Below are 26,586 nucleotides of genomic sequence, written 5' to 3'. Positions count from 1 at the left end.
CGCCGGGAGTGGGGGCGGGTTCCGGCTCGCCGGCTCCAGTGGATGGGGCAGGGGTGCCCTCGTCAGGGGTGGTGGGCCCGTCACCGGGCACGGTCTCATCTCCAGTCCCGTTACCGCCGCATGCCGCGGACAGCAGCAGTGAGAACGTCGTGACCGCGAATGCCATTCGGAGTTTCCGCAAACTTCGTTGCCTCCAGCGGGCCCCGCGCGAGAGGCACACCGTCACGCTCGGGAGCGGTCTCCCAGACGTGGCGGGCGCCAACCTGAACGGCGGACCCTGCGTCTGTTTGAGTGGAAGGCCCGAGTCTCGCGCCAGCGGGCGAGGACGAGCCTTGTGACGAAACTCCCAACGCACGCGGCGGTTCTGAATTCCTGCGCAGCCACTTCCGCTGTCGCCCCGAGAGGGCGTGCTCGTCAGCGCTTGCCCGTGGGGCCGCTCTCTTGCTGGAGCCCGGGTGTCCGGTCCGCAGTCCCGCCCCGCGGTCCAACGGATGGCGCCGTCGACAATGACCGCGTTGCTGTCAGTGTCTCCGTCGACGACGAGCGCTCCCGTGGTGCCGCACAGCGCGTCTTGGGGCGACTTGACGTATAGGCGGGAAGAGGCCCCTGTTGAGGGTGAGGGCTGGAGCGGAGGGGCCGAGGAGGGCCACTGACGGGGCCTCCCGAGCGATGCTCCCGTCCGGTGGACAGGCCGCTTGAACCCCCTTGGGGTACACGCCTGTCCAGGCCGCGCTCCCCTCAGGTGCGTGGCAGGGCCTGACTCGCTTCTTCCACAGCTCCGCGTCTGCCATGCGCGCCACCTTGCGCGCGCCGGCTCAGCGACGCCAGACGGGGTTCGTGCAGCGAATACGGGCCGACCGGTGCTGCTACTGCTGGACCAGGCCAGCTGTCACACCGCCCAGCGGTCGCAGGCCCTTGCTGCGCAGCTGGACATCCGCCTGCTCTGGTTGCCCAAGCAGCGTGGTGTAGCCCCCTGAAGAGTCGGACAGGCTCGTTCGGCTAGAAAGCGAGTCTGACGATGGAGAAGAAGACCCAAGAGGGAGCCCCGGAGGGGGCGGAGAAGGGCAAGCGCCGTCGGCGGTACTCAGCGGCGGAGAAGCTGCGCCTGGTGACCGAGAGCGAGACGCCTGGCAGCAGCGTGTCCCTGGTGGCTCGGAAGTACGGCATCAGCCCCAGCCAGTTGTTCCGCTGGCGGCACCTGAAGGAGGCGGGCGGCGTATCCGGGCTGCAGGCCGGGGAGGCCGTGGTACCCGAGTCCGAGGTGCAGGCGCTCAAGGCGCAGGTGCGTGAGCTCCAGCGGCTGTTGGGCAAGAAGACACAGGAGGCGGAAGTGCTCCGGGACGCGGTGGAGTTGGCCCGCGAAAAAAAACTACTGTCGCCCGCGGCCTTGTCGAAGCTGGGAGGCATCCTGTGAGCGCGGTGGCCCGGGCCCTCGGCGTGGCCCGCTCCACCCTGCATCGTCCCCTGAGCCCTCGGGAGCCCCGCTGCCTGGGCGCTCATGCCGACGCCGAGGTGCTGGAGGGACTCAAGGCCGTCGCCCAGCAGCGCGCCACGTACGGCTACCGCAGAGCCTGTGCCCTCCTCAACCGGCAGCGCCGGGCGGAGGGGAAATCGCCCGTCAACCATAAGCGGGCTTACCGCCTCATGCGCGACGCCCAGCTCCTCCTGCAGCGGCACACGGGTAAGCCGACACGCACCCATGAGGGCACCATCATCACGTTGAAGTCCAACCTGCGCTGGTGCAGCGACGGCTTCGAAATTCGCTGTTGGAACGGCGAGCGCGTTCAGGTGGCATTCAGCCTCGACTGCTGCGACCGGGAGCTCATCGCGTACCGTGCGTCCGCCGAGCACCCCACCGGCCTCACCATCCAGGACTTGATGGCCGAGACGGTGGAGGCCCGCTTCGGCTCGGGCACCTCGAGGGTGCCACACCCGGTGGAGTGGCTGTCGGACAACGGGCCTGTCTACACGGCCACGGACACCCGCGATTTCGGCCGGAGCCTCGGCCTGCTGGTATGCACCACGCCCGCCTACTCCCCGGAAAGCAACGGCATGGCCGAGGCTTTCGTGAAGACGTTCAAGCGCGACTACGTGTACGTCAATGAGTTGCCCTCGGCTCCCCACGTCCTCGCCCAGCTGCCCGCCTGGTTCGACGACTACAACCGCTGCCACCCTCATCGCGGATTGAAGATGATGTCACCCCGCGAGTTCCGTACTGCCAATTTCCAAGCCTGAGCTGTCCGATTTGACGGGGGCAACTCCACAGCGTCCCGAGCTCAACGCCATGGACCACGTCTGGAGGGAGTTGAAGCTGCACATCTGGCCAATCGCCAGTACCCCAGCGTCGGTGCTCAGGTCGACGCCGCCGTCCTGTGGGTGCTGTCGCTCACTCCCACCCAGGCCCTCCGCAAGGTGGGTATCCTCGCGGAGGCAGCGAGCTCCACGGCGAGGCGGCGGAGGTGGGCCAGGGCGACGGCGTCAAGAGAGTCGTCGTCGTACAGCCCGAGGTCGTAGTCCGAGGCCTTAGGGGATGTGCTCGTTCAGGCGGAAGGCGGACACCCGGCCATCCGGGATGAGCGACACTCTGTAGCGGAGGGTCTTGGGCCCGAACTGCACCAGGTACGTGTAGAGGCGGTCGTCACCCACCACTTCCCGCTTGACCAGGACGAGCGGCCCCGCCGGCGCCAGGCTTTGCAGCAGTTGCTGATAGAACGGCACGGCCTGGCCCCAGAACCACCAGGGGGCGTACGCGAACTCGACTGGCTCCATCGTCCCGGCCCGTGCCTGCTCAAGCAGCGTGGTGAGCCGGGCGGTGACCTGCGGCTCGAGGTCCGGGATGGGGGTCAGCGGGGGCACGGCGAGCGCGGGGTTGACGATGGCAGCAATACCTTCCACGAAGGTCATGGGGTTTGACCCACTCGAGTTGGCCAGCACGACGATGGAGAGAGAGTCCCCGATGAAGCGGGAGTAGGTGGTTCGGAAGCCCTGCCACCCACCGGTATGCTGGTGCAGGGGCTTGCCATTGCGCTCGAGGATTTCCCATCCAAAGCCATAGGGCTGGGTGGCTCCGCTGTTGAGCTTCACGGGGGACAGGATTTCCTGCCAGCTCTCCGGGCTCAGGATGGAGCGCTGCTCCACGGCGGCATCCCAGGCCAGCATGTCCTTCACGGAGAAATAGAGCGCACCGTCCCCGGTGGTGTTGAGGGAAGGCGAAACCCACTCCTGGTTCTTCACCTCGCCGCGGACCACGCGGTAGCCGGCCGAGCGGTTGGGAATGATGTCCGCCTCGCTGATTCCGCGCGCCGTCTTCATTCCGGCGGGCCGGAAGACGTGCTCACCGAGGACGTTGGTGTAGTTGGTGCCCGCGACGCGGTTCACGATGATGCCCAGGAGGACGTAGCCGGAGTTGCTGTAGTTCCACCGTAGACCGGCGGGAAACTCCAAGGGCAACTCGTAGATGAAGTGCGCGAATTCCTCGTCCGTGTAGTCCTTGCGCTCGTCGAGTAGTCCCTCGAGGTCCTGGATGCCGGAGGTGTGCGTCAGCAGGTGGCGCACTGTGATGGGGTGCCACTTGGCGGGCGCGTCGGGGAAGAACTTCGTGATGCTGTCGGAGAGCGAAATCCTGCCCGCCTCCACCTGGTGCATCACCGCCATTGCGGTGAATTGCTTGCCCAGGGAGCCAGATTGGAAGAGGGTGTCCTTGCTGACAGGAACCCGATGCTCCAGATTGGCAAAGCCATACCCCTTTGCCAGCACGACCCTTCCGTGGCTCACGACGCCCACGGCGAGGCCGGGCACATTCTGTCGTTTCTGCTCCGCGCGGACGAAGGTGTCGATCCGCTCGCGGAGCGAATCATGTGCGGCGGCGGGGCGGCTCGTGAACAGGCCTACAAGGAAGACAGCAACCAATGTGATGGATTGCAAGAAACCGCGCATGGGAGCTCCTCATGCCCGGACGGGTATGGGTCACGGGGATGCTCACGAGAACATTGCTCCCTCTGTGCTGTAAATAATTGTGGTGAATTTCCCTTTTGTTGGAAGTCGCAATGCTCAAATCAACCGTGCGATTCGCGTATTCGCACAATGCGCTTCACGCCTGTGGAGGGTTTCTCACGTATAGGCGGGATAGAGGCCCAGTTGAGGGTGAGGGCTGGAGCGGAGGGGCCGAGGAGGGCCGCTGACGGGGCCTCCCGAGGGATGCTCCCGGCCGGTGGACAGCCCGCTTGAACCCCCTTGGGGTACACGCCTTCCCAGGCCGCGCTCCCATCAGGTGCGTGGCAGGAGCCTGGGCCTGTTGGCTGTCTTGAGCCTCAACACCACGCGGCTGGGGTGGCCCTCGGTGCCGGGGCCAACCTCGCACAGGCCGTGGGCAAGCCCAGGTGCTCCAGAATCGCCCGCACCCTGAGGGGCCCCCTTCACGTACGCCAAGACCCTCAAGCCTGCCTCCACACCTCACGCAGGCGAACACGTCAACATCGGACGTCCTCCTCCGCAGCTCTGCCCAGTCCACGTAAGCGTTCACCGTGCCCTGTCGTGCCGGACTCCCTGGGGGCGTGAAACCTCCAGGCCTCGTGAAATGGAGGCGTTCATGGGGCTGGAGAAGGAGTTGGAGATGTCCCGTTGTGCGGAGGCCGACGTGGCGGGACCCGCAGCCAGGGCTCGAAGCGCAGTAGGGGAAGGAATCGGCCCATGGCGGAGCCATTGGCCGTCACAGGTCGGCCGACGAGGGGCGGGCTTGCGCCGACACCGACTTCCCGCCGAGCACGCGAGGGCTCGACGATACCGAACGTGTCGCATGTCGATGACGGGCGGCTCGGCACCGGCCTACAGGCCGAGTCGGCGGTAGCCGAGTCTCTCGTAAACGCGGAGGGCACCGGCGTTGGCGGGGGAGACGGCGAAGACGCCGTGCCTCTCATGCAGCGTACGTTCCAGAATCCCTGTTCGAAGAGGAGATCCGCGAAGGGCAGCTGACCGTGGTGCTCGACGCGTATTCGTCGATGGATCGAGGGGTTCTTTCATTACTACCCGAGTCGTGCTCAGTGCTCGACACCCCTCAGGCTGTTCATCGAGGTGGCAAAGGAAATGCTGCGCAGGGACGGGAAGCCGTCGAAGTAGAAATTTCCTCAAGGTGCTGCTCTTGCAAGGATTCTCCGGGCGGTGTGACGTCCGGGCGACCCAGGTGGTTGGCTGGGCTCGTGTGGGCTGTGGTGGCGCTGAAGTGGGTGCTCGGCGCGTGGAAGACGAGCGCTCCGGGTCTGGTGTGTCAGTTCGGCCATTGGCGAGTCAATCTCGGCACGTTGACGCGTCAATGGCCTCCAAATCGCTTGTCAAAGCAATCTGGACGCCTGGGAATGTCCTGGCCTGCGGACTGCATGGTCATTTCGCCTGGCGCGCTTCAGAGGCCGTTTTTGAGCGCGCCACATCCAAGAACGGACGCAAGCGAAAGAAACCATGAACGCCTCCATACCATCCCGGAAGCAGGGCTCCCGGTGGCTCCCAGCGCTGCTGGGGCTCATCCTGGGAACCTGGTCTGCCCCCCCGATTTTCGGACCAGTTGAAGCGTGAGAGAGTCCTCGCGGCCAGGAGGTAGGTCGGTCGTGAGGAAGAGCAGGTTTACCGAGGAGCAGATGGTCCGCATCCTGAGGGAGGCGGAGGCGCCTGGGGCCAGCGTGGTGGAGGTGGCCCGGAAGCACGGCGTCGCCGAGCAGACGCTCTACCGGTGGCGCCAGAAGTTCGGGGGCATGGAAGCCAGTGATGCGGCGCGGCTCAAGGAGTTGGAGAAGGAGAACGCGCGTCTGAAGAAGCTGCTGGCCGAGAGGGACCTCGAAATCGAGGTCATGAAGGAAATCTTCACAAAAAGTGGTGAGCGCGCCCGTCCGCCGTCGGCAGGTGCGGCACGCCATGGGGAAAGGCGTGTCGCAGCGCCGGGCGTGCGCGCTACTCCAGGTGGCCCGCAGTAGCCTGGGCTACGCCAGTCGCAAGGAAGCAAAGGACGCGGCTCTGGTGGCGCAGTTGCGCAACATCGCCCGGGCACGCCCCAGATTCGGCTACCGGCGAGCCTGGGCCCTGCTGGGGCGCGAGGGGGCCGCGGTCAACGTGAAGCGAGTGCATCGGCTCTGGAGGAAGGAGGGACTGGCGCTCTCTCGGAGACTGCCAAGGAAACGGCTTCGACTGGGGCAGCAACGCCAACCCAAGCCGGAGGGCATCAACTCGGTGTGGACCTGGAACTTCGTGCACGGGCCGCCGAAGTACCTCAGAAGCGACAACGGCCCCGAGTTCATCGCCAAGGCCCTGCGCAGGTGGCTGGAGGCCAATGGCATTCAGACTGCCTACATCGCTCCAGGCAAGCCCTGGCAGAACGGTACCAACGAAAGCTTCAACGGCCGCTTCCGGGACGAATGCCTGTCAGCGGAGTGGTTTTCCACCAGGAGGGAGGCCGTCGTCCTCATCGAGGCGTGGCGGCGCGACTACAACGAGAAGCGTCCGCATAGCAGTCTGGGCTACAAGACACCTGCGGAGGTCGGAGCTCGCCGTGCCCATGCCGGCCCCGTCGCATCATCCCTCGAGCACGGCATCAGCAGCGCCGCAGGACTCTCGTAACGCGTGGTCCGAAGAACGGGGGCAGAACACTGCTGCTCTTGCAGGAAGAACGTCACCGTGTCCCCCTGCCTCATCTGCGGAGGAGAGGGCGCGAACGCGACGTCGGTGGCTCGGATCGTGACGCGAATGTAGTTCATATGGGTTACCTCGATTCTTGAGAGGGGACAGCCTGGTTGCTGCCATGTGAATGGCGGCGCTGCTCCTTTCGAGCATTTGGAGAGATATCGGCTCGAAGTGCATTCGGTATACCGGCCTCTCGGGTATGCGAGGCCCACGGCTTCAGATGGTGCCCAGGCTGTCTCATCAAGAGGCCCGCGCTGCGCTGGGCTCCGCTGACATGTCAGTGACACGCCGATGACGTGTCAGTTCCCGGCAGCCGCCTCGCTTCACAGCGCGGCCCTCGCGGGGCTCGCTCTGAGGCCGCACTATCGCTGGTGTTGGCACCAAGCGTGCACTTCCGTCTGGGCGCAGCACGTGAGGGCCACTCGCTCTCACCTCCAACACCTGAAAACACAGGAGCAGAAATCGTGAGCAAGCTACTCTCCATTGGTTCTCCCAGCCTTGTCGCTGACCTCGTCGGCCAGAATGAGAAGCTGAGCATCTTCCAGGCCTCGCTGGCTGACGGCGCCAGCCTGTCCGGGGTGGATCTGCTCTACCTCAATGGCTTCGAGTTCTCCGGGCAGGAGCTCGTGAAGGCCGGGCTGATCACTCAGGCCTTCGAAAAGGGCATCCCCGTCCTCTACGAGATGTCTGATCCAGACGCGATGGCTCAGGTCTCGGCCTTCACCTGCAACGCGCGGCTCGTGCTTCTGCAGCCGCTCAAGAGCCGGCGCGCCTCCTATATCAGCATCCTGGATCCTCACGGCATGCAGCAGGTCAGGTTCACCCAGGAGGAGACCCGTCTCTTCATGCACGCGAAGAGCCCCGAGGGCGGCGCTGCCAGCCGCAAGGCCTTCACGCCCGCCTATGCGGACTACGAGTCGAGCGCGCCGGTCTACCGGGTGGCCAGCAATCCCGGGGCGCTGGCCCGGCTCGTGCGGACGCACCTCGACAAGTTCTCCGAGGTGGATCAGTTCGTGGGGACGACGTCCTTCTTCGCCCCGGGCAGCAACAACATCCCGGACTACGCCAAGAATGAGGGCTACGTCGGTCTGCTGCCGCACTCCTGGAGCCCTGATTCGAAGAACGCGCCCGGCTGCCAGGGGCAGATCAGCGTCGACTTCATGTATGGGCTCTATTCCGTCACCAGTCCGAACTACAAGTACCTCCAAATCCAGACGGTGGGCACCGGGTGCAGCATCACCGGTTCACCGCAGCCCAATAATTGGGACTCCGGGTACTACCAGGAGCAGATCGAGGTCAGCTACGGCCCCAGCTCCAGCAACCTGCCCTCGGGCTCCGCCATCGACAAGACTGCGCCGGAGAACTCGGTCAACTCGTCGTCGGTGTCCGCTACGACGGGCTTCTCGCTGGGAGTCTCGTTCGGTAGGGACGGCTCCGGCCCCGAGGCCTTGGTCTCCGTCACCTACGACTCGTCGAAGACGACGACCATCACCCTCACGGACTGGGTGGTGATCAACCAGTGCCCGCCCACGCAGGGAAACTGGAAGTTCAACATGAACACCGCCGATGACGGGACGCCGTACACGGTGGGAAACCCCACGACCCTGGTCTGGGACGGGGTCCTCAACTTCGGCGTCCGGGGCGTCCCGGTCCTCTCCCGGAACAACAACATGCCCACCAACGAGACGGTGTGGCGCTTCCCCAACAACTGCAAGGATACGGTGCCGTTCTCGTTCAACATCACGCAGCACATTGCGCGCTGCCAGATCACCTGGTCGAACGGCTTCACCTACCATGCCAACACGCCCAAGAACGCCCTCTGGTACGGCACCCATTGGAACTTCAACCTGGGCGCGGTCAGGCCCACGTTTTGAGTCCCCGAGCTCCAGACCCCGGGCATTCGTAGACAGTGACACGGGGGCGAGCGCTGCCGTCCGGCCTTGACTCGCCCCTGTGTTGGCCCGCCGGGCGGCCTGCTGACATGACGTATAGGCGGGATATCGTATAGGCGGGATAGAGGCCCAGTTGAGGGTGAGGGCTGGAGCGGAGGGGCCGAGGAGGGCCGCTGACGGGGCCGCCCGAGCGATGCTCCCGTCCGGTGGACAGACCGCTTGAACCCCCTTGGGGTACACGCCTGCCCAGGCCGCGCTCCCATCAGGTGCGTGGCAGGGGCCTGGGCCTGTTGGCTGTCTTGAGCCTCAACACCCCGCGGCTGGGGTGGCCCTCGTGCCGGGGCCAACCTCGCACAGGCCGTGGGCAAGCCCAGGTGCTCCAGAATCGCCCGCACCCCGGGGGCCCCCTTCACGTACGCCAAGACCCGCCGCCTGCCTCCACACCTCACGCAGGCGAACACGTCGAAGTCGAACGTCCTCCTGAGCAACTCGGCCCAGTCTACTCGCGGTGTCCTCTCCTTCATCCGCTCCTTCCTGGCCGCTGACTGGACGGGCACCATCACGTGGCATTCCGAGGTTCCAGCCTGGAGTCTCAGCGTCAACGCGACATACTCGGAGACGGGGAAGGGCACATCCAACTCGTGGGCACCTATAGCGGCGACGTCTGAGCCGCCCACGGCCGCACACGCCTGGCCTTCCACGGACAGGCGAGGCGACCGGACGCAGCAGTTGGACCGCCGCGGGAGCCACTTATGTCAGTGTGCACCAACCGTGCTCGCTGTCGTAGAACAGGCCGCAGCCGTTTTGAACTCATACACGAACGTGATGCCTCCGCTGTCGTGCACGTGGATCGCCATGTGGATTCCGTCGAAGCCGCTCTCGAACTTGCCGCTCATCACCGTCACTGGCGCGTAGAGTGGTCGAGCGTTGCCGAGCACGCCGCTGAACTCGATCGTCGAGTGCCGCACGGCGTTGGCCGCGAGGGCGCCTTCCGCATCGGTCTCGGCGTGAGGCGAGAGCTTCGGCTTGCGTCTCACCGAGATTGCCCGGTGGACTTCCGAAGCGCTGGCACTGCCCGCCGTATCGAGCAGCACCTCTCCGCTCGTCGCCGGGAGCGACCACACGCAGCTCGGGAGTCCGTGCGGCGGGGCGCCTTGCGCTGTACACACACGGACCTCGTTGGGCGCAGCGGCGAAACTCGCGTGCGAGAGCGTTGTCAGCACTGCCATTGCGACAATCGATAGGGTCGTTCACGTGTTCATGGGGACCTCGTGAGCCGGGCGCCGCGCTGGCGACGCCCACACTTTGTCAATGCAAAGGGGTTGGCAGCCCAAACAGCTATGGGTTGCCTCAAACCGTTGCACGGTCTACCGGGGCTGGAGCGGTCCCCGGAACCCGCTCGGCTCCGCGCTCACCGTGGTATTGCCCGCGAGCATTCCCTTCGTGAAGAAGGGGTTTTCGAAGAACACGTACGGATTGAAGAGCTCGGGGCGACTCGCGGCGTCCAGTCTCGCGGAGAGCTCGTGCGGTAGCTTGAAGTCCAGCGCATGGAGGTTGTCCTCCAACTGCTCCAGCCTGCTCGCGCCGATGATGGTGGACACGACGGCCGGACGCGTCGCCACCCAGTTGAGCGCCACCTGGGCGGGCGAGCGCTTCACCTCTTTCGCCACAGCGACGAGCTCCTCGACAATGGCCCAGGGGCGCTCTTGCAGGAACTTGTCCGCCACGGGGTTTCCGCTGGCGAGCAGTGCATGGGCGCGCCCGTCACCCTTCGGCTGGTTTCCGTCGCGGGTGTACCTCCCGGTGAGGAGGCCCCCGGCCAGGGGGCTCCACGGAGTGAGGGCGGCCCCCATTGCCAGTGCGGCGGGGAGGTGCTCGCGCTCGACATTGCGTTCAGCGAGCGAGTACTCCAGTTGCAGCGCGGCGACCTTTTCCCAGTGGTTGCGCTCCGCCAATGTCTGTGCGCGCGCGAAGTACCAGGCAGGCACGTCGGAGAAGCCGATGTAGCGCACCTTGCCCTCGCGCACGAGGCCGGTCAGCGTCCCCATCACCTCCTCCACGGGTGTCAGGCCGTCCCATACGTGCAGCCAGTACACGTCCACGTAGCTCATCTTGAGGCGGCGCAGCGAGCCTTCGAGGGCGGCGTAGATGTGCTTGCGGCTGTTTCCGCCCGCATTCGGATCCCCCGGAGACAGGTTGGCGGAGAACTTGGTGGCGATGACCGCCCGTTCCCTCCCGCCATGCTTCGCGAAGTAGTCGCCGATGATCCGCTCGCTGGAGCCGGAGGTGTACGCATCCGCTGTATCAATGAAGTTACCGCCCGCTTCCAGATAGCGTGTCAGCAAGCGGTGTGCGTCCTCACTGGTGATGCCCCAGCCCCAGTCGGTACCGAAGTTCATGGTGCCCAATGCCAGCGGGCTCACCCGCAGGCCCGTCTGGCCGAGCAGGTGGTACTTCGCCAAGGAATCGATGATTCGCGTCGACATGGGGTGCTCTCCATCTGTGGTGATGGGGTGTGCTCCCCATCGCCCTGCTACGGATAGAAGAGCGCCTGCATGAAGGCAGCCCGCTTCTTGCGCCTGATTGATGGGGGCTCCCCGGCTCGCCGTGGTCACGACCGGGAAGTCCCTCCGTCCCCACCCGTTCGCGTAGCTCGTCGAGCGCGCGGCGGCGCAGTCAGCTCGTGTGAAGTCCGTGGGCCGCGCCGCGTTCATGACGTGTCGGTTTCTATGGCTGACGCGTCAGTGCTCAAGCTCGGCATGCACTTCGTTCCGCGAATCCCAGTGAACGAACATGCACAATCCGAAGCGCACGGCTGTTGCCATGCCGCTGGTTCATCCAACGGAGTGAACCCGTGAAGATTCCCTTCGTGAAAATCGCAGCGGACTCGATGTTTTCAATATGGTCGCCATCGAGCAGTGCAGCAACGTCATGGCAGCCGGTGGCCCAGTACCGGCGCGATGCCCTGGAGATGGATCGGGAGCCGGTGTTCCTCAGCAGAGGGCCCTCGCGGAGAATCAGGAGGACCGCGGCCGGGGCCCTCTGGACTCGCGGAGCGGCACGAGGCTGTGCCCTCAGTCTCAAGCACGCCGTCCGCGTCAGAAGTGGAGCGTTCCGTGGATGAAGGTGAGCTTCGGGCTGCGGAATCCCATCATGATCCACGCACCGAGGAGCTTGACGAAGAACGGGAACGGTTGAGTCTTCCCATTCGGGACATCCTCGGGAAGCACCACGCCGGGCGGGAGGTCGCTGGCCATGGTTCGCATCTCGAGCCGGGGCAGGGTTCCCTCGGGCCAGAGGCCGCCGTAGAGGCTGAGCCAGTGGCCGTTCTCGAACTCGAGGAAGACCGGCGTGTTGCAGCAGGTGGCGACGACCCGGCGGGTCTTCGCCTCGGGCGTGAGGCGAAGCTCCTTGAGGTGGCTGGTGCCTTCCTGGAAGTGGACGCGGTCCTTGCGGTAGAGCACGAAACGCGTGGCGCCATGGGGCTCCAGGATTCGGGGGGCCGAGGGGAGGGTTTCCAGCCTGGCGCCAGCCATACGGCAACTGTTGCAACAGCATTCGACGCTGACGATGGGTGCTCCCTCCACCTGGAGGTGGACCTTTCCGCAGGTGCAGCGGAGCTGAGAGGGCGGTTTCATGGCCGTGCTTTCTACTGAAGGAGACCGCCGAAGAGGCGGCGGGCGTACCGGTCTATACCGCAGAGCCTACCGTTGCCCTTGGGCAGGGCCTTCTCGCACCTCGGTTCAGACGTATAGGCGGGATAGAGGCCCTGTTGAGGGTGTGGGCTGGAGCGGAGGGGCCGAGGAGGGCCGCTGACGGGGCCTCCCGAGCGATGCTCCCGGCCCCCTTCACGTACGCCAAGACCCTTAAGCCTGCCTCCACACCTCACGCAGGCGAACACGCCAACATCGGACGTCCTCCTCCGCAGCTCTGCCCAGTCCACGTAAGAGTTCACCGTGCCCTGTCGTGCCGGACTCCCTGGGGGCGTGAAACCTCCAGGCCTCGTGAAATAGCTGTGCACTGAGGCCACGCCCCCGCTGCGATGGCACAAGGTCGTAGAGGGCGCGCGTATCCGCTTACGTCCGGCCTCGCGCTCACCCCGAGTTGACCGGCGAGCGCATCGTCGAGAAGCGCGAACGCGAGCCCCTCCGACGTGAGGGGGGCTTGGTGCGAGAGCCAGGCGACGTACCGCGCCGCATCAAAGGGATTCGGAGAGCCGATTCCGTGGTCCTCAAGCGCCGCGGCTCGTCTGTGCTCCCGGTCAGAGAGGTGACTCGGAGAAAGGCAGGCCGTCGTGCCGACACCGCTCCAGCTTCGCGTTTCTCGGCCTTTTCAAGCGAGGAGCCCCTGCATCACGCTGCAACCTGGCATGGGCCGCAGGGCAGGCTTGCACCAGGGGTGTTCGTTTGATACGCGAAATCCTGCCGGTTCCAGACGGTGTGGCGCGTGATTGTCGCCTCCGCTGCCGGTGCTCCATCCGAATGTTCGGAAAAGCTGGCGGGCTCGCTCGTGCTGCAAGGCGCGGCGTTCCCTTCACTTCGTTCGTCCGTGCCGTTCCCCTGGGGGCGGTGCGGGCGTCTTCTCCATTCGAGGACATGACATGACCATTTCCGTTCGATGCGTGCTGCGGCACCACTTCCGGCACTTCAACGCCCGGACCCTCGTGGATGCAGCGGACGCCTGGGCGGCGCACGCCGATGACGGTGGCAAGATGATGGTGACGCTCGCGGGTGCCATGAGCACGGCGGAGCTGGGGATTTCGCTCGCCGAGATGATCCGCCGCGACAAGGTCCACGCGATCACGACCACGGGCGCGAATCTGGAGGAGGACGTCTTCAACCTGGTGGCCCAGGAGCACTACGTGCGGGTGCCCGATCCCCGCAGCCTCACAGCGGAGCAGGAGGCCGAGTTGCGCGACAAGGGGCTCAATCGCGTGGCAGATACCTGCATCCCGGAAGAGGAGGCGATGCGCAAGGTCGAACGCCCCCTCCTCGAACTCTGGCAGAGGGCGGAGCGGGACGGGCGCCGCCACTTTCCCCACGAGTACCTCTACGAACTGCTCCTCTCCGGCGCGCTGGCCGGCTCGTACCAGGTGGATCCTCGACATTCGTGGCTCCTGGCGGCTGCGGAGAAGCGCCTTCCGATCTTCGTACCGGGATGGGAGGACTCCACGCTGGGCAACGTGTTCGTCGCCAGCGTGATGCGCAAGGAGCTGGAAACCTGGAGTCCAATCCGCGGCGGCGCCGAATACATGGCGGCCCTCGCCGACTGGTACCGGGAGACCTCCTCGTCCGCGAAGGTCGGCTTCTTCCAGATCGGAGGGGGGATCGCCGGCGACTTCCCAATTTGCGTGGTGCCGATGCTGCGCCTCGATTTGGAGGAGGAGGTCCCCTACTGGTCCTACTTCTGCCAGATCTCCGACAGCACGCCCTCGTTCGGCTCCTACAGCGGCGCACCGCCCAACGAGAAGATCACCTGGCACAAGGTCGACGTCGACACGCCCCGCTTCGTGATCGAGTCCGATGCGACGATCGTGGCGCCGCTGGTCTTCTCGTACGTCCTCGACTGCTGGGGCGTGCGCCAGAAGAAGGGCTGAAAGAGCGGCTCTGGAGACCCTGCCGGCGAGGTGCTCCGGCTCGGGCTCCACAAGCGCTCCGCCATCGACTCGGGCGTGCGGATCGGCTCCGCCGCCCGGGTGCTGCCCGCCAGCACCCGGGGCGCGATTCGCATGCAGCCCCCAGAGCAGAAAGCCGAAGAACGGGCCGGTTGCCGTGAGCAAAAGGCCGAGGGCCCTGGCCCTCCATCGGCGTATACGCGGTTTGAGCCTCCCCGGATTTTGTCGGGCAAGCTCAGTGTGCGTGCAGAGTTCGAGGATGTCTACCTGGGTCGCCCTGCACACGAAACTGCTGGATACGAACTGTCTCACTTACGTTGGCAGAGAGGGATACCTCGCCAGGGCACACGCGACCGCCAGCCACCCACGGACTTCTCGTGAGCTCCTGGAGACCGGGGCGCTCTGGCTGCTCGCATCCGTGAGTGGCTTGCAAGGTCTCCGTCGTGACCAAGGAGCCTCCGGCCCAGGCCGCCCCCTGAAGTGACGGTGGAGGGCTGCTAGGAGCGCGTCGGGCAGTCCTTCCCACACCCGGTGTCACAACAAGTCAGGGGGACAGGCCCGTCAGGGTTTCAGCCCCAGCAGGAACAGGTCGCGGACGCCAGAAGGCACGAGCGTCTTGGGCCCAACGTCGAGGGGGGCGATGAGGCCTCCCAGAAACACCGACGCCCCCGCTTCGTCAACCGACACGCGATAGCGGTCAATGGCTGTCGACACATCCGGCGGGTGGGCCATGGGAAAGCCTCTCGTCCAGCGGGGATGTCCGTCGACCCGGTCGTACTTCGCGGCGAAGAGGTTGGTATCACTTCCAGGCACGCCGCTGAGCGGCCCGAGGCCGAGGTCATCTCCGTCCTCATACCTCCCCACGACCACCAGGTCGTCGCGGTGGTCCAACGAAATATCCAGCACCTCGCGACCGAACTGCTTCGCCCAGCGCTCCTCGTTCGCACGGGTGAGCGCGACGACAAAGCCATCCTGTGAGTGCTGGGGGAAGAACGTCTGGCCTCCGAAGGAGAGCGGCGACATGAAGGTGCCGGTGAGGACCACGCGATTTCCGTGCACTCCCACGCTCTGTGCGTAGCCAAGGGTGGTGTCCAACTGCCGCTGCCACAGCCGCGTCCCCGCCGGGGAGAACTTGTTCACGAAGGGAATGACATCCAGCGGCGGATACAGGTCCGTGATGATGGTTCCGGCCATGTAGAGGTTGTCGTCCTCGTCCGTGGCGACGCCGCCTGACTCACCGAAGTACGGCGATTCGACGTAGCTCCACTGGTAGCTGCCCGTTGGCGAGAACCGGAGGAGGACGGGCGCGCTGTCCGCAACGACGTACCCGGTGTCGAAGTAGATGGCTCCTCGCAGCACACCGGTGACCGCGATGTTGCCATGGCTGTCCGTGAGCATCTTTCGCGCGCCGAAGAAGCTGAAGAACTCCAGCGGATAGGCGAGAGACCAGACGTGGCGACCACTCGCGTCGAACGCGGCCAGGAACACGCCCGCCAGGAATTCACCAACGGTGAGCGGGCCCCCGCCCAGGTCGATGCTTCCTTCGAAGGTGCCGGTCACAAGCACGTGCCGCGCTCGGTTCGTCGCGAGCGCCCTCACCTGCGCGGGCACGGTCCGAGTCCACACCCGCTGACCATTGGGGCGGTACTTCGCAAGGACGGAGGCCCGCGTTGCGGACTTCCCCAGTGTCCCCTTCGCATCTGACAACTTGCCCTCGAATGCCGCGGCGATGAAGAAGTTTCCGTCTCCATCATGTGCCACGTCGGCTGCCACCTCCTCGCTCGGACCGGTGAGTCGCTGTGCCCACCGGGTCGCGCCAGACAATTCCCGAGGACTGGAATCCAAGCTGTGCGTCTGTGCTGTGGTGGCCGGCACGACGTCCACGGGCGCTTCGTTCCCAGCGCCACATCCCAGGAACAGTACGGCGAGCACCGCGAGACTCCATCGCATGAGCTGTCGCATGACATTCTCCTCACTGGCTTCGCATCCAGGCCGTAGCCGTCCGCGAAATGGGCTCATGCTGATGCGGAACGAGGACTCGGGACAGGGACCTCTGGCTCCACGACTTTGCGCTGTCCTGTACGAAATGGATGGACCGGAGCGCTATCCATGACGCAACGGAAGAGAAAAAACTATCTGCATTGGCGGAGCCCACCGAATAGATGGCCCGGCCCGAGACGTGCTCAAGCGCTCCGCGACGCGATGAGTGCGAGGTTGCGCGGAGACAGGCGCGGATCGAAGAGCTGGAGGAGCTCGACCTGGAAGCCCAATTCCTCCAGGAGGATCGCGCGATCAAGCAGGAGCACGACCTCCAACGCCCTCGCGAAGCGGTCCCTCAGCAGATGGCAGAGCAAAAGGTCCCGTGTCTCGGCGCGAACGGACACCTCGAAGGCATTCAGCTCGGCGTCCGTCATGCGGGGATCGAGGCCCAGGCGCTCCAGGCGGTCGCGCGCGTAGACGGCGAAGCATTCGGCGTAAAGCGCCCGGGGCGCGTCCCCGGCTCTCACGAAGCCGCGTTCGGGAAAGTGCCGCCTCGATAGGAGATCGAACGCGAAGCGCCACGCATACACCCGCTTCATCCGCGCGAACTCCACCTCGGTCTTGTGATGCCGTCCCCGCGTCGTCAACGCCAGGGCATGTGGGGTGAAGGGCAGCGGATGCTCGCTCCCGAAGCGGGAGACGGGGTAATCCCGTGGGACCTCCAGTTTGTCGTAGCAGCAGCCGATGTTCAGGACGAAGCCCGCCCCCTGGCTCTTGCGGATCTGCGTGAGGGCGAGCGGCCCGCAGGTGTGCAGACCAATCGAGGCGCGGTCCCGGCCGGAGAAGAGCGGATCGAGCTGTGGTTGGAGCCCGTCCTCGACGGAGGCCTGGATGAAACACAGGGTGTCCCCGCCTGGGGGGGGGGGTCGCGTCAGCCACCGTCGGCCCTTGTCCTGCAGCGCGGCGTCCCGATCGATGCTGTGGAAGGTCCACCCGAACGTCCGCGCACAGAGGCGGGCGAGATGTCCCATGCCGCCGCCGATATCGACCGCTTGGTGGATGAAGCGCGTTCTCGGCGCGAGCAGGGCGAGCACCCGCTCGAGCTCGTGGGTCTTCTTGGCGCTGAGGCCCTGCGTCTCCGCGACAGTCAGCGCGTGAAGGCCCTCGTGCCAGGGCAGCGCCGTCAGTTCCTGGAGCGCGCCCAGGAGTGCGCACAGGGCCGGAGGCGGGACTCCCGCGAGCGTCCCCTGGTCCAGCCGCTGCTCGCCCGCTTCATCGAGCGACCGGGCATAGGCCAGCCAGTCCTCAGGATAGGCGGCGCCGGACCCGGGCCAGCCCTGGAGGATGGAGCGGGACCAGAGCGGGGACCAGGGCCGGAGTTGGTGCGTGAGCGCTTCGAGTCGCGCCTGGAAGTCCATGTCGGCGCATTCTATGCGCCGCTGCTCCGCCGGTTGGCGATGACGGTAGTCGCGGGGGCGTCCTTCTGGGCGAAAGGCCATAGGACCGGCCTTGTCCGCGCTCCCATGCGGTGCGCGGCAGGGGCCTGGCTCGCTTGGCTGGGACAGCTTGAGCCTCAACACCACGCGGCCTTGCGTGGCTTCTTCGGCCACGCAGGGCTCTCTGCTCGCGGACCTACCTGAAGGGGATCAGGTGACTTCGCGCGTCAGCTTGGAGTCCCACGGGCACCAGTGCCCGCCCGGGAGGAATGCACCGCCCGCCTCGTCGAGGTGGTCTTCCACATACGTCATGTTGGCATCGCAGACCTCGATGGCCATCGCGAAGAAGCGGATGGTGCTCGGGTCCAGGTGGAAGGAGAACTTCGGGTTGTAGGCCGCGGCCCGCTTGATGATTCGTCCGTGGACGTGGACTTCGTTCCGCTCCTCGCCAGAGAGAATCTTCCGTGCATGTGCAATCGTCTTCTCGTCAGCCAACTCGATGATGAACTCCAGGTTGGGCTGGGAGTGCTGCGTGAAGGCGAATCGTACCGTGTTTGCCATTGAAGGGCTCCTTGGGTTAGGGGCCCCATATAGGCGATTGTCCTCACTCGCTTGTATCACCTGCCGGTAGCGGTGGTGTGTCTTGAATGCGGCGTCGCGAGGTGTGTCGTCTGAGGCAGTCGCACGGGGCGGGGGCGGCCTCCGAGAACCGGCAGGCCGCCAGTGCGATGGGTTGGCGAGGCGTCAGTGACTCGCGACCTGAGGCCTCGGCACGGGCAATACCCAGATCTCCCGGCCGAGTTGCCCATCCAGTGCCGTGAAGTAGATGAAGTCGCCCACGCGCAGCAGGTCCTGCGGATAGGAAGAGGCGGGGCCCGGGACGATGTCCTGCAGGAGCTTGGTGCCGCTCGGCTGTCCGTTGCTCACCCAAAGCTCGTGGCCGTGCGCTTCATCGAAGGCGTAGAAGACGACGCGGCCGTCATCGGTGGGGACCGGCGTGGGCGGTCGGAGGTCCGGAGAGACGATGAGTGGCTGGTACAGCAGCTTCGTTCCCTGGGCGGTGGCATCGGTCCGCCACAGCTGGACGTCGAAGGGGGCGGGGCTGCCGATGTCGTAGAAGAGCGTGAAGTAGAGCTTTCTCTCGGTCGCCGTGGACGTGGCGACGAAGATGAAGAAATCGAAGGGAAGGTCGGCGTAGGGGTTGGGGATGCTCGCGACGAGATTCGAGCGCGGGTGGCAGGAGGGGTCCGGGTCGAGCTTGCGAATCTCCGTCACGGTGAAGCCCGGTGTGAAGGTGGCGAAGTAGAGGCGCTCCTTGAACAGGGCGAAGATTTGCGCTTCCGAGCCCTGGGGGCCGGGAACGGTGTCCTCGACCAGCTCCGTGCCCTTGGCCGTGCCATCGCTGCGCCACAGTTCTCGGCCGTGCACGGCGTCGTCCGCGGAGAAGTAGAGCACTCCCTCCGCTTGCGTCAGGCTCCGGGGGAACGAGGAGGCGGCACCCGGGTTGATGTCCTTGACGAGGCGGGTTCCGGAGGCGCTGCCGTCACTCACCCAGAGCTCCACTCCGGTGTCGGGCATCCCGAGGCTCATGAAGAGGCGGTTGCCCACGCTCGCCAGGTCAAAGGGCCCGTTCACGGTGTCCATCGGCCCCAGGTCCTTCACGCGCACCGTGCCGGCCGAGGTGCCATCACTGCGCCACAGCTCCAGGTTCTCGGCGGCGATGAGGGTGGGCCGGACCGACCGGAAGAAGTAGAGCTTGTTGCCCACCGCGATGAAGTTCGCCAGGGAGGCGGTGCCGCCCTCCGGGGCAAGGTCCTTCACCTGACGCGTGCCCGCAGTGGTGCCATCACTCACCCACAGGTCCGCGCCGTGTTCCATGAAGCCTTCGGTGAAGAAGAGCTGCTGGCCGACGACGGTCAGCCGTCCGGGAGAATCGTCCAGGTGCTTTACGGGGACAGTGCTCGCTGTCGTGCCCGCGCTCCGCCACAGCGCGCCCTGGTCCGCCTCGAAGTCGAAGGCGGAGAAGAAGAGCTTGCCGCGGAAGGACACCAGATCCGTTGGCGATGGGCCACCCAGCGGGTCCGGGAATGGCCCCGGGGGAGGCGGGTAGATGTCCTTCAACAGCGTGGCGGGCCCCAACTTCGGGAGTGGGGCATCCCAATGCGAGGTGACCTCCTCGGGGGCGTGTTCCTCGGAGAGCGATGCTTCTGGAAGAGGCCCGCCGCATCCCGCGGTTGCCAGACAGACCCATGCCACTTGCCACCATGCACGCATGATTTCCCCTCGTTCTCGGGTGGGCGACAGCCCCGATGGCGATAAGTCCGGAGCAGAGCCGCCGCCAGGGGGCGCGCCGGGTTCCTGGTCGCAAATCTTCAGCAGGTCCAGTCGCGCTCACTTCCATCGCCTCGTGATGCTTCGTTGATGGATGAGAACGCGACGCAGGCTCCCGCATGCGGGCGACGGCTCCCGCGAGCACGCGTCCTGTGGACGGTGCGGTGCTCTCGGCCGGGACTCCCGCGTCGTGGAGTTGGGCTCCCTCGCGCCGCAGGCTACGTTCACCGGGCAGCGCCTGGACTCGCTAGCCCGATGGCCGAGTACGTCATTCCCTGGCGCACACGGTTGCCTGCTTCCCCGGGGCCGGGCCTGCGCGGGCGAATCGCTTCCCCTGGACACCGCCCGTGCGTATCACTGGCCTTCGTGCGTACGCCCACCGACCGATACCTGCCGCCGCGCCCCGACGCTTCCTCCGCCGTCACGCCCCAGCGCGGGCGGGTGGTGGTCATCGCGCCCACGCGCGCCGCGTGCGAAACCATCGAGCTGGCGCTCGGGCTGGAACTGCGCACGTACCTGGAGGAGCACCACGGCGAGCGCCTCCGCGAACTGGCCCGGAGCGGGCAGGGGTTTGGCATCGTCGCGGGCACTGGCACGGGCAAGACGCTCGCCATCCGCCCCATCGCGGAGGAGCTCGTGGGCCGGCGGCCCCTGCGGGTGGCGGTGGTCAACCGCGAGCGGGAGGCCACCGCGCAGACGCCGCTCGCGGACGTGGCCATCGTCACCACCGGCATCGCACGGCGCTGGTTTCAGGGCGGCGCCATCCGGCGCGAGGACACGCTCATCGTGGATGAAATCCACCAGACCTCCGCCGAACTGGAGCTGTGCCTGGCCCTGGGCAAGCGCGCGGGCTGCCGCTTCATCTGGTTGTCCGCCACCGTGGACCCGGCCTTCTACGCGCGCTACCTGGACAGCGCGGAAGTGCTCCAGGTGTCCTCCTTCGACCCGAGGAAGGCGGCCCGGGTGGAGGTGGAGCGCCGTCAGCCGCTGTCCTTCTTCGACGAGGACTTCCTGCGGGAGGTGCAGCAGCAGGGGCGCGGCGTGGGCGTGTTCCTGGCCACGCGCGCGGGCGTGGAGGAGGCGGCGGCCCATGTGCGCGCGAACGCGCCGGAGCTCCATGCGGCGCACTACCACGGCGGCGAACCGCTGCGTGCCATCCGCCCCTTCCTGGAGGGCACGGCGCCCCGGCCTTTCGTGCTCGCGATGACGGCGGCGGGGCAGAGCGCGCTCAACGTGCCGGGGCTGGACACGGTCGTCATCGACGACATGCGCTTCACGAACCTGGTGGAGCGCGGCCGCAACGTCCTCACCCGCGTGCACCTGGGCAACAACGAACTCTTGCAGATGGCGGGGCGCGTGCACGGGCGGGTGGAGGGCGGGCGCGTCTTCATCCTGAGCGACCGGCCGCTGCACTTCGCCTCGCTGAGGCCCACCGAACCCGAGTTCCAACTCGCGGGCGAGCCGGAGCGGGTGGCGCTCACCGCCGCGGCCCTGGGCGTGCGGGCGGATGCGCTGGACCTGCCCGTGCCGCTGGACCGCAATGCCTATCGCCGGGCGCTCGCGAAGTTGCAGGCGCGCGACATCGTGGACGCGGAAGGGCGGCTGTCCGACTACGGCCGCGCGGTGGAGGCCCTGCCCGTGGAGCGTCCGTGGGCGGAGCTCATCGTCAACGCGGAGGACGCGCTGCTGCCGTTGCTCGCGGTGTGCAGCTCGGTGGAGTCGCTGCACAGGATGACGCGCGAGGAGCGGAACCTGGACGGGCTGCTCGTGCCCGGAAGCGACCACCTGACCGCGTACAACCTCTACGCCGAAGCCTTCCGTGAAGCGGGCAGGGTGGGGGAGGTGCAGGGGCTGCCGCGCCACGTCTTCCATGCGGAGAAGCTCGCGGCCTGGGCGGAGGTTCGTGGGGTGCTGGTGAAGGCCCTGGAGGACGCGGCGCTCGCGATGGCGAGCGTGTACCGGAGCGTGGGGCTGGCGCTGCCCGCGCGCATGCCCTTCGCGGACCCGCGCGTCCACCGGCGTTTCTGCGACCTGCTCGCACGCTTCATGCCCTTCGACCTGGTCATCGACGAGCGCACCGCCTGGGGCGAGGTCGCGCGCGTGTCGAAGACGAGCGTGTGTGGCAACCTGGGCGCGGTGGCGGGCACGCTGCGCTACTTCGCCGACCGCAACGGCGACTCGCAGGCCGGCATCGAGGGTACCCAGCTTCCCCAGTCACTGCTGCGCCGCTACGCCCGTCGTCACTCGGCGGCGCCGGTTTACGACGTGCGCTTCCGCTCGGTCGTGCTCGAAAAGCGGGTGGACTACTTCGGCTTCGAGCTCGAACGGGAAGTGGAGGTGCTGCGCGCCTGGGGGCCAGAGCTCGCCAAGGGGGCCCGGCACGCGCTCGCCGAGGCGCTGGCGCAGGGCGAAGCACCCCATCCCGCGGTGGACCGGCACCGGGTCGCCATCGCCGAGGTGCGCGAGCTGTGGCGACGCTCGGGTGGGACCACCGCGCCGCTGGGATTGTCGGAGCTGACCGCGCTCTACGCGGCGCAGTTGGATGGGGTGGACACGCTCGACGACTTCAAGGAGCGCCCGCTGCGGCTCGAACTGGACGCGCTCGTGCCGCCCGCGACGCGTCAGGCGCTCCTGGCGCTCCCGGACGCGGTGGAGGTGCGCGAGCACGCGGTGCCGCTCGAATACGACGTGGAGAGACTGTCGGACGGAGCCCCGCGAGGCGTGGTTCGGCTGCACCTGCCGGAGAAGCTCGCGCGCACGCTGGTGGAGGAGGAGCTGCCGCTGCTCGACCGCCCCCATCGCTTCAGCGTGGCGCGGGGCCGGCGGGGCGTGCTCGAGGCTCGCTCGCTCCTCGAGCTCCAGGAACTGCTCGACCGGCCCTGGATGCCGGACGAGATCGCCGAGGCCACCCGTGAGCGTCCACTCCCGCGACAGGACCGGGAGCGCGGCGCCCCCAGGCCTGGGGGGCACCGGGGCCATCACGGCAAGGCACCCAGGAATGGAAGACGGCCGGGCGGTGGCGGACGGCGGCGCTGACCTGACGCACGGGCAGGGCGCTCACCACGCAGTGGGCGGCGCGGTCCAGGGGCTCGCGTCCTTGTTCCATTCGCCCTCAGCCACCTGGTGTGGGCTGAATAAAGCAGACGGATGGAAGGCCTGTTGAGAGGTGGCGGACGCTGGGGGGCGGCGCGATGTGGGCCAGCCTGCTGAAATGCATGTGGGTTTGGCACTACGCGCGAGGGGGGGCTCTATTTTTGCTGTCCGCGGCTGAGGGGAAATGCGCTCTGGATTCGTTTCCTGTTGGCAGTACCAACGTCAAGCAGGAGCTCTCGAGCATGAAACCTTTCAGAATGAGGCCGCTACTGGCAGTCCTGTCAGTGCTGGTCGTATCCCTCGTGGGATGCGGGGTGCCAGAGGAAGAGTCCCGAGCCTCTACTAGCGCCGATTCCCAGGCACTGGCCGGTCCATATGATGCCTGGATTGCCCGCCACGGGCTCACCAACGCGCAATATCAGACGGAGTTCAGTACCTGGGTGGGGCAGGGCTATCGTCTCTCCTATGTCAGCGGTTACGAAGAGGGGGGCAGTGCCCGTTACGCGGCCATCTGGGAGCAGACGAGCGGCCCGGCCTGGCGGGCCTTCCACGGGCTGACTTCCGCGCAGTATCAGACCACCGTCGTCAATCAAAATGCGCAGGGATACCGCCCGGTGGTGGTCAACGGGTACAGCGTCGGGGGCGTCGCCTACTTCGCGGTCATCTTCCACGTGGACAGTGGTGCCGCGTGGGTGGCCCGCCATGACCTGAGCGCGTCCCAGTACCAGACGGAGTTCAACACCTGGGCGGGGCAGGGCTACCGGCTCGTGCACGTGAGTGGCTACACGTCCGGTGGCGCGGAGCGCTACGCGGCCATCTGGGAGCAGACGAGCGGCCCGGCTTGGCGGGCCTACCACGGGCTGACCGCGTCCCAGTACCAGTCCACGTTCAATACCAACGCGGCCCAGGGTTATCAGCTCGCGAAGGTCAGCAGCTACAACGTGGGCGGCACGGACCGGTACGCGGCCATCTTCCAGGTTTCATCGGGGATTCCGACCGCCGCGCGTCATGGGCTCTCCTCCGCCGCGTATCAACAGGCTGTGACGGACCTCAAGAACCAGGGATATCGCCCCGTCCTGGTGGCGGCGCACAACAATGGGAGCCAGCCCGAGTTCGCCCTGATCTGGCAGAACCTGACGTTCAGCGCGACCGACCTGCAGCACATTGACGACACCGTCCAGCAGGCGATGACCAGCACGAACACCGTCGGACTGTCGCTGGCCATCACCCGCCACGGGCGCCTCGTGTTCGCCAAGGGGTATGGCCTGGCCGACCGAACCAGCAACACGCCGGTCAACACTTCCCACCGCTTCCGCGTCGCCAGTGTGTCCAAGCCGATGACATCCATCGGCATCATGCGGCTGATTGAAAGCGGCCAGATACGGCTGACGGACCGCGTCTTCGGCAGAGGGGGATTGCTCGGTGAGACGTTCGGTGCGCAGAACACCTACGTGGACAGCCGCGTCCTGAACATCACGGTCCAGCACCTGCTCGAGCACACCGCGGGCGGCTGGGACAACGACGGCGCCGACGGCACGGGCGACCCCATGTTCATGAACACGGGCATGACGCACGCCCAGCTCATCCAATGGGTGTTGCAGAACGTGCCGCTCGAGTTCGCGCCTGGGACGACGTACCAGTATTCGAACTTCGGCTACAGCGTCCTCGGCCGCATCATCGAGCGGGTCACGGGCATGACCTATGACGCCTATATGCGCGCCAACGTGTTCACGCCCAGCGGCGCCACCAGCTTCGCCTTGGGGGGAGATACGTTGAGCGCGCGCCTGCCGAACGAGCCCGTCTACTACCAGCTTGGCACCGGAGCCTTCAGCCCGTACGGCATGCCGGTGCGTCGCATGGATGCGCACGGCGGCTGGGTCGTCACGCCCATTGATTTGCTGCGCGTCGCCGTGCGAGCGGATGGGTTCTCCACCGTCCCTGACCTGCTGAGCGCGAGCTCGCTCACCACGATGACCACACGCACGACGGCGCCCGACACCTTGGGCAACTCCGTCAACTACGCCAAGGGCTGGTCGGTGAACAGCCTCCCCAACTGGTGGCACGGCGGCTACATCCCGGGCACCCGGGCCCTGTTGGTGCGGACCGATGACCGTTATGGGCCCAGCCGCTCCGAGGAATTCACTTGGTCCGTCATGATCAATTCCAACAACAGCTCCGGTTCGGGCACGCCCGACATCAACCTCGAAGGCCTCATGTGGAACGTCGTGAACGGCGTCAGCGCCTGGCCCGCGCACGACCTGTTCTAATCAGGGGCTCCACCGGATTCTCCGGGAGGGCTCGTAGGACCGGCGGGGCTCGAAAGGGCCTCCGCCGGTCCGTGATGCAGCTCACCCCCACGCGCGCTTCCTCCGCACTTGCTTGGGGGAGCAGAAATGGCCGCAGTTCGACGCTGGCTTTTTCTTGTGTTGCTTCGTACCTGCCTGCCAGGACGTCTTCGGAGACTTCGTGGGCAGCGCGCCACATACTTGGTCGAACATGTGGCGCGCTTGATCTTTACGTGGCTTTGCGAAGAGACAACGCCACGAACGTCAATTCACAGTCGAGGAGTGAGACCTGAATCAACCAACCGTCGCGGCATCAAGGGCTGCCGCATAGGCCGTAACTGCAATTCCATCTGAATGCGAGAGTGGCATGGTATCCGCCTCCAGCATTGTTGAAGGTGTCCCACCGATGGTTGCGAATGTAGTGCTCGAACTTGCCACAAGCAACGAGTGGAGGACAAGTCGAGTAGCTGCCACTGTAGGCACCAAACGACCGCCAGTATCCTGGAGAAATGCTCCACGAGCCGTTCACAGACAGTTCATAGCTAAACCAAGCGCCGGCAACGGTGCCAAATGCCTCGATCTTGGCGAACGACGATTTTGAATTTGCAGACGCCCATCCATTTCCCGCGACATTCATCCAGCACTGAACGAAGTCCCCGCTCTTGTAGCAGAAGTCATTCAGCAGAGAGGAGGTAGTGGTCGACGTCGGTGACTGGCTGATGGTCGAGAGCCCGTCTCCATGTTGCTCGCCATATGCCGGAACAACTCCCTCTGAAGACTTGGCATCAGGAACAACTGCCGCCCGCGCAGGCACATGGGAATCATCTGAGTTCGCACGATGCGCAGCCGCCCTGACCAATGATTCCGGCGGTGCGGCGCCGCCCGCAAGTTGGCGAAATAGGTCGAGGGGGGAGTGAGCGGCAAGCTCGCTGTCATTCAAAACCGGTTCATCCCCCAGGAGCCCGCTCTCCGACACGAGGATGCCATCAGGCTGCAGTTCATAGAAGTCGACAAAGTGCTTCGGAGCAACCTCGATACGAGCAATCAAGTGATTGAGCGCATCGAGTTTCGGACTCAGTTTCTGTGCGGCATCGAGTGCGGCCGATGGGTCTGACTCGTAGAGGTCGCGGATGTGCATGATTGCCAGGCGCGCCTCGGCATGTGACGAGGGATTTAGTTCTGTTGGTACTGGCCCTTCATCACGAGAGTCACCGCATCCCGTTGCCAACAGCGTGACCGTCAACATGGGTTTCAGCCAAGACAGGTGCTTGTTCTTCATTGCTCGCTCCCTT

The 26,586-nt window shown here is 66.0% G+C and carries 14 protein-coding genes and 1 pseudogene; 6 read left to right on the top strand and 9 right to left on the bottom strand.

Going from position 1 to position 26,586, the window contains the following annotated elements; genetic code table 11:
* Positions 1–1,018: 1,018 nt before the first annotated feature.
* Positions 1,019–2,235 (top strand): IS3 family transposase gene (locus tag F8M74_RS28860; protein ID WP_228560345.1). Its coding sequence is split into 2 segments (ribosomal slippage): positions 1,019–1,361 and positions 1,361–2,235, totalling 1,218 coding nucleotides; the frame shifts between segments, so codons are not numbered across the junction.
* Positions 2,236–2,523: 288 nt separating this feature from the next.
* Here the strand turns inward: F8M74_RS28860 and F8M74_RS28855 are convergent.
* Positions 2,524–3,936, bottom strand: coding sequence for a serine hydrolase (locus F8M74_RS28855; RefSeq protein WP_141256260.1), 1,413 nt, complete (start codon positions 3,934–3,936; stop codon positions 2,524–2,526).
* A gap of 1,661 nt (positions 3,937–5,597) precedes the next feature.
* Between F8M74_RS28855 and F8M74_RS28850 the strand changes: the two are divergent.
* Positions 5,598–6,600: pseudogene (locus F8M74_RS28850) on the top strand (integrase core domain-containing protein).
* Positions 6,601–7,127: 527 nt separating this feature from the next.
* Positions 7,128–8,537, top strand: coding sequence for a hypothetical protein (locus tag F8M74_RS28845; RefSeq protein WP_141256259.1), 1,410 nt, complete (start codon positions 7,128–7,130; stop codon positions 8,535–8,537).
* 773 nt (positions 8,538–9,310) lie between these two features.
* Here F8M74_RS28845 and F8M74_RS28840 read toward each other — a convergent pair.
* From F8M74_RS28840 to F8M74_RS28830, 3 genes are all read right to left on the bottom strand, one after another.
* Entirely contained in the window at positions 9,311–9,649 is a 339-nt protein-coding gene (locus F8M74_RS28840; protein WP_141256258.1) for a hypothetical protein, read from the bottom strand.
* Positions 9,650–9,922: 273 nt separating this feature from the next.
* Positions 9,923–11,041, bottom strand: a complete 1,119-nt coding sequence (locus tag F8M74_RS28835; protein ID WP_141256257.1) for an aldo/keto reductase — start codon at positions 11,039–11,041, stop codon at positions 9,923–9,925.
* A gap of 612 nt (positions 11,042–11,653) precedes the next feature.
* A complete protein-coding gene (locus F8M74_RS28830; protein WP_225888708.1) occupies positions 11,654–12,091 on the bottom strand; it encodes a hypothetical protein in 438 nt (145 codons plus the stop codon).
* Between the two features lie 1,064 nt (positions 12,092–13,155).
* Here F8M74_RS28830 and F8M74_RS28825 point away from each other — a divergent pair.
* Positions 13,156–14,151, top strand: coding sequence for a deoxyhypusine synthase family protein (locus F8M74_RS28825; protein ID WP_141256255.1), 996 nt, complete (start codon positions 13,156–13,158; stop codon positions 14,149–14,151).
* Between the two features lie 579 nt (positions 14,152–14,730).
* On the opposite strand, the gene F8M74_RS28820 is transcribed toward F8M74_RS28825, so the two are convergent.
* The 4 genes from F8M74_RS28820 to F8M74_RS28805 form a co-directional block, all read right to left on the bottom strand.
* Complete coding sequence (locus F8M74_RS28820) at positions 14,731–15,930, bottom strand: hypothetical protein (protein WP_141256254.1); 1,200 nt, start codon at positions 15,928–15,930, stop codon at positions 14,731–14,733.
* Positions 15,931–16,352: 422 nt separating this feature from the next.
* On the bottom strand, positions 16,353–17,567 hold the full coding sequence (locus F8M74_RS28815; RefSeq protein WP_141256253.1) for a methyltransferase: 1,215 nt from the start codon (positions 17,565–17,567) through the stop codon (positions 16,353–16,355).
* 228 nt (positions 17,568–17,795) lie between these two features.
* Positions 17,796–18,146, bottom strand: a complete 351-nt coding sequence (locus F8M74_RS28810; RefSeq protein ID WP_141256252.1) for a calmodulin — start codon at positions 18,144–18,146, stop codon at positions 17,796–17,798.
* Between the two features lie 183 nt (positions 18,147–18,329).
* Positions 18,330–19,724: an ELWxxDGT repeat protein gene (locus F8M74_RS28805; RefSeq protein WP_228560344.1), complete on the bottom strand. Its 1,395-nt coding sequence runs from the start codon at positions 19,722–19,724 to the stop codon at positions 18,330–18,332.
* Between the two features lie 558 nt (positions 19,725–20,282).
* On the opposite strand from F8M74_RS28805, the gene F8M74_RS28800 reads away from it, so the two are divergent.
* Both F8M74_RS28800 and F8M74_RS28795 read left to right on the top strand, forming a co-directional pair.
* Complete coding sequence (locus F8M74_RS28800; protein ID WP_141256250.1) at positions 20,283–22,952, top strand: DEAD/DEAH box helicase; 2,670 nt, start codon at positions 20,283–20,285, stop codon at positions 22,950–22,952.
* A gap of 218 nt (positions 22,953–23,170) precedes the next feature.
* Positions 23,171–25,276, top strand: coding sequence for a serine hydrolase (locus F8M74_RS28795; RefSeq protein ID WP_141256249.1), 2,106 nt, complete (start codon positions 23,171–23,173; stop codon positions 25,274–25,276).
* A 331-nt stretch (positions 25,277–25,607) separates the two neighbouring features.
* Here F8M74_RS28795 and F8M74_RS28790 read toward each other — a convergent pair whose 3' ends face one another.
* Positions 25,608–26,573, bottom strand: a complete 966-nt coding sequence (locus F8M74_RS28790; protein ID WP_141256248.1) for a hypothetical protein — start codon at positions 26,571–26,573, stop codon at positions 25,608–25,610.
* Positions 26,574–26,586 lie beyond the last annotated feature (13 nt).

Source organism: Myxococcus sp. CA023 (assembly GCF_010998615.1).
GTDB lineage: Bacteria > Myxococcota > Myxococcia > Myxococcales > Myxococcaceae > Myxococcus.
Note: the sequence above shows the minus strand (reverse complement) of the source record. Positions and strands in the feature narration are given on the sequence as shown.